Source organism: Enterobacter cloacae complex sp. SHL021 (assembly GCF_049237765.1).
Lineage (GTDB): Bacteria > Pseudomonadota > Gammaproteobacteria > Enterobacterales > Enterobacteriaceae > Enterobacter > Enterobacter cloacae.
In genome coordinates, this window is sequence record NZ_JBMKJG010000007.1 from 1 (window position 1) to 12,273 (window position 12,273).

Genomic DNA, 12,273 nt, shown 5'->3' on the forward strand with positions numbered 1-12,273 from the left:
ATGAGGTCTCTTCTGATTTGTTAGCGCAACCAGTAGATCACACTTCATCGTGCTTTTCATTTTTCTGGGGAACCCTCAGCCCTGTGGGAGAGGGTTAGGGTGAGGGCACCAGACCGCACCATCCCCTAAACCGCACAATCCATCACCCAACAATCCCCCATCCTTCACAATCATTGGTTATTATTGTTTCCGGAAAAATAATCACTTAACTAATGATTTCTGAAACCCATGACAAAAACATCTCAGGGGCTTAGCCCCGCGCTTATTCTTTTAATGTCCGTGGCAACGGGTCTGGCGGTCGCCAGTAACTACTACGCTCAACCTCTGCTCGATACCATCGCCCGGGCGTTTAACCTTTCTGCCAGCTCGGCAGGCTTTATTGTCACCGCCGCGCAGCTCGGCTATGCCGCCGGGTTGCTGTTCCTGGTGCCGCTCGGCGACATGTTTGAGCGCCGGATGCTGATTGTCTCCATGACCCTGCTGGCCGCAGGCGGCATGCTGATCACCGCCAGCAGCCACTCTTTAACAATGATGATTATCGGCACCGCGCTGACGGGTCTGTTCTCCGTGGTGGCGCAAATTCTGGTTCCACTGGCCGCCACCCTCGCCGCACCGGAAAAGCGCGGCAAAGTGGTGGGCACTATCATGAGCGGCCTGCTGCTGGGGATACTGCTGGCACGTACCGTAGCAGGTCTGCTGGCCAGCCTTGGCGGCTGGCGTACCGTCTACTGGGTGGCAAGCGTGCTGATGGTGGTGATGGCGCTCGCGCTCTGGCGCGGCTTGCCGAAGGTGAAGCAGGAAAATCACCTGAACTATCCTCAGCTTCTGGCCTCCGTGTTCAGCCTCTTTACCCGGGATAAACTCCTGCGCACCCGCGCGCTGCTGGGATGTTTCACCTTCGCCAACTTCAGCATCCTATGGACGTCGATGGCCTTTCTGCTGGCCGCACCGCCATTTAACTATTCCGAAGGGGTGATTGGTCTGTTTGGTCTGGCCGGTGCGGCGGGGGCGCTCGGCGCGCGTCCGGCAGGCGGGCTGGCCGATAAGGGCAAATCTCACATGACCACCAGCGCGGGACTGGTGCTGCTTCTGCTCTCCTGGGCGGCCATCTGGTACGGTCATACCTCCGTGCTGGCGCTGATCGTCGGCATTCTGGTGCTCGACCTCACCGTACAGGGCGTGCATATCACTAACCAGACCGTGATTTACCGCGTGAAGCCAGACGCGCGAAACCGTCTTACTGCCGGATACATGACCAGCTACTTCATTGGTGGTGCTGCGGGCTCGTTAATTTCCGCCTCGGCGTGGCAGCATGGCGGGTGGACAGGCGTGTGCGCGACAGGGGCCGTTGTCGCCGCGCTAAACCTGGTAGTATGGTGGCGCGGATACCATCGTCAGGAAGCCATTCACTAAGTTTTACATAGCTTTGGGCCTCTTAGGGTGTAAAGGGGCCCCTCACTCTGTTAATGTAAACGTAATCATTTATCCCAGAAATTTTAATGTGGGTGACATATTTTCAAACGGCATGAATAGTTCAGACCCCTGTCCTCACATCCTCTCTTCCGCGGGTTCATCCCTCTCTCTTTCTGTGCTCACCGGGTCACGGACTTACCCGGCGCTTTCTGATAGTGACATTAGTTTGGCGGATTTAACCGCACAAATAATTCATTTACATTATTTGTCACTATCGTTACTATATCGGCTGTAATTAATGAGGTTATGCCCAAATGGATAGTTCGTTTACGCCCATTGAACAAATGCTTAAATTCCGCGCCAGTCGTCATGAGGACTTTCCGTATCAGGAAATCCTGCTGACCCGCCTGTGCATGCACATGCAGGGGAAACTGCTGGATAATCGTAATAAGATGCTGAAAGCTCAGGGGATTAACGAGACGTTATTTATGGCGTTGATTACGCTGGAGTCTCAGGAAAACCACAGTATTCAGCCGTCTGAGCTGAGCTGCGCGCTGGGTTCGTCCCGTACGAACGCCACCCGTATCGCTGATGAGCTGGAAAAGCGCGGCTGGATTGAACGCCGTGAAAGCGATAACGACCGCCGTTGCCTGCATCTGCAACTGACCGACAAAGGTCACCAATTCCTGCGTGAGGTGCTGCCACCTCAGCACAACTGCCTGCACAAACTCTGGTCTGTCCTCAGCACAAGCGAGCGCGACCAGCTTGAGCACATCACTCGCAAGCTGCTCACCCGTCTGGATCAGATGGATGAAGATGGCGCCATCCTTGAGGCGCTGCGCTAACGCGACGACACGCTCGAACATCCAGATTTAATAAAAGAAAACTGACAGGCCAGCACGTGACACTGCTGGCCTTTCTGACAACAGGTCGGCTCAGCCGATGTGAAAATAAGAAGATCGTGGAGAACAACAATGAGCGCAAATGCGGAGAACACAACCCCGCAGCAACCGGCCAACAAGAAAGGCAAACGTAAGAGCGCCCTTCTTCTGTTGACCTTGCTCTTTATCATTATTGCCGTGGCATATGGGATCTATTGGTTTTTAGTATTGCGTCATGCAGAAGAGACAGACGACGCATACGTGGCAGGGAATCAGGTACAAATTATGGCGCAGGTGTCGGGCAGCGTGACGAAAGTCTGGGCTGACAATACCGACTTTGTGCAAAAAGGGGATGTGCTGGTCACGCTGGATCCGACCGACGCTCAACAGGCGTTTGAAAAAGCACAGACCGCGCTGGCCTCCAGCGTGCGTCAGACCCGTCAGCTGATGATCAACAGTAAGCAGCTGCAGGCCAACATCGACGTGCAGAAAACCGCACTCGCCCAGGCACAGAGCGACCTGAACCGTCGCGTGCCGCTCGGTACCGCCAATCTGATTGGCCGTGAAGAGCTGCAGCACGCCCGCGATGCCGTTGCCAGCGCCCAGGCGCAGCTGGATGTGGCTATTCAGCAGTACAACGCTAACCAGGCGATGATTCTCGGTACCAGCCTTGAAAACCAGCCTGCGGTACAACAGGCGGCGACCGAAGTGCGTAACGCGTGGCTTGCCCTGCAGCGTACCAAAATCGTCAGCCCAATGACCGGCTACGTCTCCCGTCGTTCCGTACAGCCAGGCGCGCAGATCAGCCCAACCACGCCGCTGATGGCGGTCGTGCCGGCGGACAATCTGTGGGTTGATGCGAACTTTAAAGAGACGCAGCTTGCCCATATGCGTATCGGCCAGACCGCAACTGTTATCAGCGACATTTACGGCGACGACGTGAAGTACACCGGTAAAGTGGTGGGTCTGGATATGGGTACCGGCAGCGCCTTCTCGCTGCTGCCTGCGCAAAACGCCACCGGTAACTGGATCAAAGTGGTGCAGCGTCTGCCTGTGCGTATCGAGCTTGATCCTAAGCAGCTGGCAGACCATCCGCTGCGTATTGGCCTCTCCACGCTGGTGACGGTGGATACCGCTAACCGCGACGGCCAGATCCTGGCAAGCCAGGTACGCAGCACTCCGGCTTATGAAAGTAACGCCCGTGAAATTAGCCTCGATCCGGTCAACAAGCTGATCGATGACATCGTGAAGGCAAACGCCGGTTAATCCGAAGGTGAGCGTTATGCAACAGCAAAAGCCGCAAAAACCGCTGGAAGGCGCGCAGCTGGTCATAATGACCATTGCGCTGTCGCTGGCGACATTCATGCAGGTGCTGGACTCCACCATCGCAAACGTGGCAATCCCGACGATCGCCGGAAACCTTGGCTCGTCATTGAGCCAGGGAACCTGGGTCATTACCTCGTTCGGGGTGGCAAACGCCATCTCCATTCCGATTACCGGCTGGCTGGCGAAGCGCGTCGGTGAGGTGAAGTTGTTCCTGTGGTCAACGGTGGCGTTTGTGCTGGCCTCCTGGGCGTGCGGGATGTCCAGCAGCCTGACGATGCTGATTTTCTTCCGCGTCATCCAGGGGATTGTCGCCGGGCCGCTGATCCCCCTTTCGCAAAGTTTGCTGCTGAGTAACTACCCACCTGCAAAACGCTCCGTCGCGCTGGCGCTGTGGTCAATGACCGTGATCGTCGCGCCTATCTGCGGACCGATTCTCGGCGGGTACATTAGCGATAACTACCACTGGGGTTGGATCTTCTTCATCAACGTTCCGATTGGAGCGGTTGTGGTTCTGATGACGTTGCAATCCCTGCGCGGTCGTGAGACCCGTACCGAACAGCGGCGAATCGACAGCATTGGTCTGGCGCTGCTGATCCTCGGTATCGGCAGTCTGCAGATCATGCTCGACCGGGGTAAGGAGCTGGACTGGTTCAACTCGCAGGAGATCATCATCCTGACCATTGTCGCGGTGGTGTCGCTGAGCTTCCTGATTGTCTGGGAGCTTACGGACGACAACCCGATAGTCGATCTCTCGCTGTTTAAGTCGCGAAATTTCACCATCGGCTGTCTGTGTATCAGCCTCGCCTATATGCTCTACTTCGGCGCGATTGTTCTGCTGCCGCAGCTGCTGCAGGAGGTGTATGGCTATACCGCGACCTGGGCGGGTCTGGCCTCTGCGCCTGTTGGGGTGATCCCGGTGCTGCTGTCGCCAATCATTGGCCGCTTTGCCCATAAGCTCGACATGCGCAGGCTGGTGACCTTCAGCTTCATTATGTATGCGGTGTGCTTCTACTGGCGTGCGTATACCTTTGAACCGGGGATGGACTTTGGCGCCTCTGCGTGGCCGCAGTTTATTCAGGGCTTCGCGGTAGCGTGCTTCTTTATGCCGCTGACCACCATCACGCTGTCTGGCTTACCGCCTGAGCGTCTGGCGGCCGCGTCGAGCCTGTCGAACTTTACCCGTACATTAGCGGGCTCCATCGGGACATCGATCACCACCACGCTGTGGACAAACCGGGAATCGATGCACCATGCGCAGCTGACCGAAGCGGTAAATCCGTACAACCCGAATGCGCAGCAGATGTATAGCCAGCTTCAGGGGATGGGCATGACGGAACAGCAGGCGTCCGGCTGGATTGCCCAGCAGATCACCAACCAGGGGCTGATTATCTCGGCTAACGAGATTTTCTGGATATCCGCGGGGATCTTCATCGTCCTGCTGGGGCTGGTGTGGTTTGCCAGACCGCCGTTTGGTGCCGGCGGTGGAGGGGGTGGCGCGCACTAGTCCTCTGCGTGAAATGCCCGGTGGCGCTTCGCTTACCGGGCCTACGATATGTGCACATCCGGCAAAACCCGCGCTGTTGTCCAAAACGCGACAGCAATTGTCACATCCGATAAAGCAGCGCTCCTGAAATCCATTCACGATAGTGAAAAGACAACAGGAGCGCATCATGCTGAACACACCCGCCGACAAGTACCAGCCTTATCCCGTTATTTCTCTTCCCGACCGTCGCTGGCCTGAGCAACGCATCACCCATGCCCCGCGCTGGCTCTCAACCGATTTACGCGATGGCAACCAGGCCCTGGCCGAACCCATGGACAGCACGCGCAAGCTGCAGTTCTGGGATCTGCTGTTAAGCTGCGGGTTTAAAGAGATTGAAGTTGCCTTTCCTTCTGCCTCGCAGACGGATTTCAACTTTGTTCGCCAGTTGATTGAAGAGAATCGCATCCCGGATGACGTCACAATTCAGGTGTTAACCCAGGCACGAGAAGACCTGATCGTCCGCACCTTCGAATCGTTACGTGGCGCGAAACAGGCCACCGTCCATCTGTATAACGCCACCGCCCCGCTGTATCGCCGCCTGGTGTTCGGCCTGGAGAAAGCGCAAATCGTGGAGCTGGCAACACGCTCCACGCGGCTTATCCGCACGCTGTGCGAAGAGAACCCGGAGACCCGCTGGCAGTACGAATACTCCCCGGAGACCTTCTGCTTTACCGAGCCGGAGTTTGCGCTGGAGATTTGTGAAGCGGTGGCGGAGATCTGGCAGCCCTGCGCCGAACGGCCCATGGTGATCAACTTACCGGCCACCGTGGAGGTCAGCACGCCAAACGTGTATGCCGATCAGATCGAGTATTTCTGCCGCCACTTTAGCCGTCGCACCGATGTTTGCATCAGCGTTCACCCGCATAATGACCGCGGCACCGGCGTGGCCAGCGCAGAGCTGGCGGTGATGGCGGGTGCGGACCGGGTGGAAGGCTGTCTGTTTGGCAACGGCGAACGCACGGGTAACGTCTGCCTGGTAACGCTGGCGATGAATCTCTACAGCCAGGGGATCAGCCCGAATCTCAACTTTAGCGATATGAACCGGGTGGTAGAAGTGGTGGAAGCCTGCAACCAGCTTCCGGTACACCCGCGCCATCCGTGGGCGGGACGGCTGGCCTATACTGCCTTCTCGGGCTCGCATCAGGACGCCATTAAAAAAGGCTTTGATGCCCGCAAACCGGGCGAGCGCTGGGAGATGCCGTACCTGCCCGTCGATCCGCAGGATATCGGCTGCACGTATGAAGCGGTGATCAGGGTTAACAGTCAGTCCGGGAAAAGCGGCAGCGCCTGGCTCATCGAGCAGAATCATGGTCTGAAGTTGCCCCGCGCGTTGCAGCAGGATTTTAGCCAGCATGTGCAGCAGGAGACCGATCGGCATGGTAAAGAGATGACGCAGCACGCCCTGTGGCAGCTGTTTCGCAGCCGCTACGGGCTGGTCGCAGACCCACACTTTGCCCTGCAATCTTATCGCAGCGACAGTCAGCAGGACGGTCAGTTACGTTTGACGGCAAGCGTCGTGACGCAGGGCGCAACGCGCCAGCTTGAAGGCCAGGGCAACGGGCTGTTATCCGCGGCCGCCAGTGGGTTAAGCCGCTGGCTCAACACCCCGTTTGTGATTAAAGACTACCACGAACATACGCTGGGGGAGCGCAGCGACAGCCGCTCGGTGGCTTACATCCGCTGCCTGTTCCAGGACGGCAGCAGCCGTTGGGGAGTGGGCATTGACAGTGACGTGGCGCGCGCCTCGCTCCAGGCGCTGTTTAATGCGGTGAGCTGTCTTTGAAGTAATCGCTGGGTGATGTCCCCATCACCCGGCGAAACATCGCGGTAAAGGCGCTGTGGCTACCGTAGCCCAGATCCAGCGCCACGCGTAACACGGGCTGCCCCTGAGCCAGCCGTTGCAACGCCTCCAGCAGGCGCGCCCTTCTCAACCACTCCGCGTAGCGTAAACCGGTCTGCTGTTGAAAATGACGGTTCAGTGTGCGCTCGCTCATGCCTGCGGAGCTCGCCGCCTCAGTACTGCTCCAGCTTTCACCGGGTGCCTGGCGGATCCGCTGGCAAAGCTGGCGTAACGGCTCGCTTTCCGGCTCCGGCAGATGAAACGGCAGCACTGGCATCAAACGGATCTCATCCAGAATCAGCTCATACACCCGCTCGTCGCGGCTCCCCGGCGAGTAAGACTCATCAAGCAGCAGGGAAGCGAGGATCAGTTCGCGTAACAGCGACGAGATCTGCACGATCTGGCAGGTTGCAGGGAGATCGGCCCGCGCCAGCGGATCGATAAACAGCGTACGCGCCGCCACGTTGCCGGTGATGCGAAGCGAGTGTTGCGTTCCTGCTGGCAGCCAGACGCCACGGCCCGGCGGAACAACCCAACAGCCCGATGCGGTATCCACTCTTACCACCCCGCTCAGGGTGTGCAGCAGCTGGGCACAGTCGTGCTGGTGCCACGGCTCGCTGTCACCATGAACGTAATCATGGGCAAACGGAACGAGGGGACGATGGGTAAAGGAGAAGGTAGACGTTGTGGTCATGGGTTAAACAACCCTCACCCTACCCTCTCCCGTCGGGAGAGGGAAAAGGTGCACTAGATGTGCAGTTCCTGCAGTTTTTCTTTTGGCAGGGCCAGCTCTTCGTTGCTGTTGACGCGAACATCACGCTCGATGATGTGACGCGCGATCTCCTGGGCTTCTTCCAGAGAGTGCATCTGGTATGTGCCGCACTGGTAGACGTTCAGCTCGGGGATCTGGTTCTGCTCTTTTACCTTCAGCACGTCCTGCATGGCCGCTTTCCAGGCATCAGCAACACGCTTCTCTTCAGGCTGGCCGATCAGGCTCATGTAAAAACCGGTACGGCAGCCCATCGGAGAGATATCGATAATCTCCACGCCGTTACCGTTCAGGTGGTCACGCATAAAACCAGCAAACAGGTGTTCCAGCGTATGAATGCCTTTCTCCGGCATCACTTCTTTATTCGGCACGCAGAAGCGCAGATCGAAAACGGTGATCGTGTCGCCGTGCGGGGTGTTCATGGTCTTCGCCACGCGGACTGCAGGTGCTTCCATACGGGTATGGTCGACAGTAAAGCTATCTAATAACGGCATACGTCACCTCCGATAGTGATTTTTTTTAAAATAAACTGAACTCTTCTACAGAATGCACGTCTGAGTATATGAAAGACGCGCATTTGTTATCATCATCCCTGAATTCAGAGATGTATATTTTGGCCACAGCGATGTGGCCTTTTTCTTTTCTGCTTAAGCCTGCTTCGCCAGAAACGCCTCAAACGACTCCGTATCCGCCGCTTCGATCTCTTTCTGACGTACGACAGACGCATCGCGCTCCGCCGCAAAATCCGCTTCGCTCAGGATCTCTAATGGCTCCTGCATCAGCATTTCACGGTACTCCGCGGAGAGTGCACGCCCTGTTCCGCCGATGCCCTGATCAATCATAGAACGCAGAATACGCGCCGAGAATGTCAGTTCCGGGTTATCAAAGCATTCCACTAACTGGTCGCAGACCTGTTGATACGCTTCGCCACCGTAAAGGCTGTCCATTGTCTGGGCAACGCGCTTCAGGTCGCGGAACAGATCTTTACCCACTTTCGGCAGTGGGAACTGCGCCGTTTCACAGCCGATACCCAACGTCAGGCCCGGTTTGCGCCCTTCCAGGATCACGCGGTTCCAGTTAGTGCGGGTACAGAGCAGTTCGTCTGAACTCATTTCCGGCGCATCGGCCAGCACACACCAGACCATAAACAGATCCAGGAAGCGAACCTGCTGCTCATCAACACCGACCGGTGAGAACGGGTTGATATCCAGTGAGCGCACTTCAATGTATTCGATCCCGCCGCGCTGCAGCGCATCCGACGGGGTTTCACCGCTGCGCGTCACGCGCTTCGGACGAATCGGTGCGTACAGTTCGTTTTCAATCTGCAGCACATTGCTGTTGATTTGCAGACGTTTGCCGTCTTTTTCGAGGCCGATTTTCTCGTACTCTTCCGACGGGGTTTTGATCGCCCGCTTCAATCCTGCCACATATTCGTGCAATTCGTTAAACGTAATACCGAGATTGCTTTGCGATTTATTGGTATAGCCAAGGTCGCTCAGACGCAGCGAGGTGGCATACGGCAGGTAGTACATTCCGCACGCGGTCTTCTCGAACGGTAGCGTCGTCGGTTTCCCCTGCAGGAACGAGGAGCATATAGCCGGAGACGCACCAAACAAGTAAGGAATAACCCAGCCAAAACGGTAATAGTTGCGGATCAGGCGGAAGTAACCCGCGGAGATCGCATCCTTATCCGTTTCACCGCATTTCGCCTGCCAGAAAGCCATCGGCAAAGAGAAGTTGTAATGTACGCCTGAGATCGTCTGCATCAACGCGCCGTAGCGGTTTTTCAGACCCTCGCGATACAGCGTTTTCAGTCGACCGATATTCGACGTGCCGTATTGCGCCAGTTCAATCTCCTGCCCCTGCTCGATATAGCAGGGCATGCTGAGCGGCCACATACGCTCATCGCCCATATTTCGGGCGGTGTAGCGATGGATGTCGCGCAATATCGTCAGCATATGATCAATATCACCGTCCACCGGAGTGATAAATTCCAGCAGTGCTTCAGCGAAATCGGTAGTGATCCATTTATGTGTCAGCGCCGAGCCTAACGTCTTCGGGTGACCCGTCGTCGCTAAGCTACCATCCGCGTTTACGCGCAGCGTTTCACGCTCAAGGCCACGCTGAATACCCTTCAGTGCCTGAGGGTGGTTTTCCAGCCAGGCCAGCGCCTGTGATACGTCCGGGATCAAATTGACCTCCCGCCTGTCAAAGTAATGTTACTCAGCATAATTGTAATGGTTGACGATTGAAGGTCGCGTATTCATTCCACCAATTAGTGCCACCACGTCATACCCTGTAGTGTTGCCCACGCCACAAGAACATAGCGCAACGCCTTGCCAAGGCACAAAAAAAAGAGCACCGGCCCCCAGGAGATGCGCATCCATCCCGCCAGCAGACACAGTAAATCGCCTATTACAGGCATCCAGCTTAATAACAGCGTGGCAGCGCCATAGCGTTTTAGCCAGCCGACTGCCTTTTCCTGCCAGCGCGATTTTTCACGCAGCGGAAAGAAACGCCCAAGAATAACGTTAGTCAGCCCTCCAAGGCTATTACCCATTGTTGCTATTAACACAAGCAACCAGGGCTGACTCACGCCAGACAACAGCATCGCCACCAGCACCACTTCCGAATTACCCGGTAAGAGCGTAGCACTTAAAAAACTGCTGGCGAATAATGATAAAAGTGACAGCGCGTCACTCACAGTAAGCGAACATCCACCGCATCCATTCCGGCAGCACGCGCGGCCTGAATGCCAAAGTCGGCATCTTCAAAGACAACGCATTTTGCCGCCGGCACACCCATTCGTTCTGCGCAAAGCAGGAAGGTGTCCGGTGCGGGTTTGTGATTTTTAACATGGTCGGCGGCAACCACCGCAGAAAAATAGTGGCGCAGGCCAAGATGGTTGAGCAGCGCTTCGGCGATAGCGCTTTCGCTGCCCGTGCCGACCGACATCGGGCGACGTCCGTGCCACTCTTTTACCACGTCAATAAGCGGCAGAGGACGCACGGTATCCAGCAGGATAGCTTTGACTGCATCGGTTTTTTCACGCGCGAGCTGGTGCGGATCAAGATCGGCCTGATTAAGTTCAATCACGGCCTGTGCGATACGCCAGGTAGGTGATCCGTTGAGGGCTATCATCGCCTGGAGATCGAAGCGCATACCGTAACGTCCAAGAACGTCCGTCCAGGCCTGGCGATGCGTGGGTTCGGTATCCAGAAGCGTGCCATCCATATCGAAGATCAAACCGTCATACTGTGCGTACATCGTGCTCTCGCTAACCGATTAACAAAGGGTTACTTTATCGTAAACGGGCGTTTTTGTCGCTGACAGAGAGTGTGATTGCTGACGGAACGTCGAAGGAATAAACAAACCAAGAGAAGATGGTGCATCCGGGAGGATTCGAACCTCCGACCGCTCGGTTCGTAGCCGAGTACTCTATCCAGCTGAGCTACGGATGCATCGGGGAAATGCTTTTAGAAACAGTAAATGGTGCATCCGGGAGGATTCGAACCTCCGACCGCTCGGTTCGTAGCCGAGTACTCTATCCAGCTGAGCTACGGATGCATCAGGGTACTGCTTTCAGAAATAGTAAATGGTGCATCCGGGAGGATTCGAACCTCCGACCGCTCGGTTCGTAGCCGAGTACTCTATCCAGCTGAGCTACGGATGCATCGGGATTTACTACTGTACTGCTCGATGTTCATATCACTTCTAAAGCAATATGAAGTAATAGATGGTGCATCCGGGAGGATTCGAACCTCCGACCGCTCGGTTCGTAGCCGAGTACTCTATCCAGCTGAGCTACGGATGCAAAATGGCGGTGAGGCGGGGATTCGAACCCCGGATGCAGCTTTTGACCGCATACTCCCTTAGCAGGGGAGCGCCTTCAGCCTCTCGGCCACCTCACCACACAACGCCTCTTTCGAGTGCTTCGAGCCACTCGTTAAGAGCTTCTCGTCGCTGCGTGGCGCATATATTACTTTCTGGGACTTATAAGTCAAACAATTTTCCAAAAGCTTTTATCGTTTGCACAAATCACAGGCAATTCGCATGTAAAAGCCGCAAAGAGAGTGTTTTATAAGCGGATTTTGCAGGCATCCTCCCAGAAATCTATGAAGAGAAGCGTGTGGTTTGGACGAGATAAGCTGGCGAGAGTGGTTAAAAACAGAGCGATTGAAATCGAACGGTAACTTTAAGCAGGAAAAATAACAGGAGGGGTTGCGTCTCGCCCGACAGCGAGACGCGACAATATCAGTAACTGGACTGCTGGGATTTTTCAGCCTGGATACGCTGGTAGATCTCTTCACGGTGGACAGATACTTCTTTAGGAGCGTTAACACCAATACGTACCTGGTTACCCTTTACCCCTAAAACTGTCACGGTGACCTCATCCCCAATCATGAGGGTCTCACCAACTCGACGAGTCAGAATCAGCATTCTTTGCTCCTTGAAAGATTAAAAGAGTCGGGTCTCTTGTATCCCGGCATTATCCATCATA

Annotated in this window: 11 protein-coding genes and 5 tRNA genes; 5 read left to right on the top strand and 11 right to left on the bottom strand. The window is 55.8% G+C overall.

All coding sequences use genetic code 11. The features are described from left to right. Positions 1-228 precede the first annotated feature (228 nt). The 5 genes from ACOTZF_RS08510 (at position 229) to leuA (ending at position 6,946) form a co-directional block, all read left to right on the top strand. Entirely contained in the window at positions 229-1,413 is a 1,185-nt protein-coding gene (locus tag ACOTZF_RS08510; RefSeq protein WP_013098426.1) for an MFS transporter, read from the top strand. Between the two features lie 314 nt (positions 1,414-1,727). Beyond that, on the top strand, positions 1,728-2,258 hold the full coding sequence (gene mprA, locus ACOTZF_RS08515; protein ID WP_013098427.1) for a transcriptional repressor MprA: 531 nt from the start codon (positions 1,728-1,730) through the stop codon (positions 2,256-2,258). A gap of 129 nt (positions 2,259-2,387) precedes the next feature. Next, complete coding sequence (gene emrA / locus ACOTZF_RS08520) at positions 2,388-3,560, top strand: multidrug efflux MFS transporter periplasmic adaptor subunit EmrA (RefSeq protein WP_013098428.1); 1,173 nt, start codon at positions 2,388-2,390, stop codon at positions 3,558-3,560. A 16-nt stretch (positions 3,561-3,576) separates the two neighbouring features. Next, complete coding sequence (gene emrB / locus ACOTZF_RS08525) at positions 3,577-5,124, top strand: multidrug efflux MFS transporter permease subunit EmrB (RefSeq protein ID WP_013098429.1); 1,548 nt, start codon at positions 3,577-3,579, stop codon at positions 5,122-5,124. Between the two features lie 166 nt (positions 5,125-5,290). Beyond that, positions 5,291-6,946, top strand: coding sequence for a 2-isopropylmalate synthase (gene leuA, locus ACOTZF_RS08530; RefSeq protein WP_129318075.1), 1,656 nt, complete (start codon positions 5,291-5,293; stop codon positions 6,944-6,946). On the opposite strand, the gene ACOTZF_RS08535 is transcribed toward leuA, so the two are convergent. From ACOTZF_RS08535 to csrA, 11 genes are all read right to left on the bottom strand, one after another. Continuing rightward, entirely contained in the window at positions 6,924-7,697 is a 774-nt protein-coding gene (locus ACOTZF_RS08535; protein WP_094084772.1) for an AraC family transcriptional regulator, read from the bottom strand. The genes leuA and ACOTZF_RS08535 overlap by 23 nt on opposite strands. 53 nt (positions 7,698-7,750) lie before the next feature. Beyond that, positions 7,751-8,266 carry an S-ribosylhomocysteine lyase gene (gene luxS / locus ACOTZF_RS08540; protein WP_013098432.1) on the bottom strand — a complete coding sequence of 172 codons (516 nt, stop codon included), beginning with the start codon at positions 8,264-8,266 and terminating at the stop codon, positions 7,751-7,753. 153 nt (positions 8,267-8,419) lie between these two features. Next, positions 8,420-9,964: a glutamate--cysteine ligase gene (gshA, locus tag ACOTZF_RS08545; protein WP_129318074.1), complete on the bottom strand. Its 1,545-nt coding sequence runs from the start codon at positions 9,962-9,964 to the stop codon at positions 8,420-8,422. 83 nt (positions 9,965-10,047) lie between these two features. Next, positions 10,048-10,476 (bottom strand): YqaA family protein, encoded by a 429-nt coding sequence (locus ACOTZF_RS08550; RefSeq protein WP_014833021.1) that lies wholly within the window; start codon positions 10,474-10,476, stop codon positions 10,048-10,050. Beyond that, complete coding sequence (gene yqaB / locus ACOTZF_RS08555; RefSeq protein ID WP_020686219.1) at positions 10,473-11,039, bottom strand: fructose-1-phosphate/6-phosphogluconate phosphatase; 567 nt, start codon at positions 11,037-11,039, stop codon at positions 10,473-10,475. Before yqaB ends, ACOTZF_RS08550 begins: the two co-directional genes overlap by 4 nt. 117 nt (positions 11,040-11,156) lie before the next feature. Next, positions 11,157-11,233: transfer RNA gene (locus ACOTZF_RS08560), tRNA-Arg, on the bottom strand. Positions 11,234-11,262: 29 nt separating this feature from the next. Continuing rightward, positions 11,263-11,339 (bottom strand) — tRNA-Arg (locus ACOTZF_RS08565). 29 nt (positions 11,340-11,368) lie between these two features. Further along, positions 11,369-11,445, bottom strand: a tRNA-Arg gene (locus ACOTZF_RS08570). A gap of 64 nt (positions 11,446-11,509) precedes the next feature. Next, a tRNA-Arg gene (locus ACOTZF_RS08575) sits at positions 11,510-11,586 on the bottom strand. A gap of 4 nt (positions 11,587-11,590) precedes the next feature. Then, positions 11,591-11,683 (bottom strand) — tRNA-Ser (locus tag ACOTZF_RS08580). 343 nt (positions 11,684-12,026) lie between these two features. After that, positions 12,027-12,212, bottom strand: coding sequence for a carbon storage regulator CsrA (gene csrA / locus ACOTZF_RS08585; protein WP_000906486.1), 186 nt, complete (start codon positions 12,210-12,212; stop codon positions 12,027-12,029). Between the last annotated feature and the right edge of the window lie 61 nt (positions 12,213-12,273).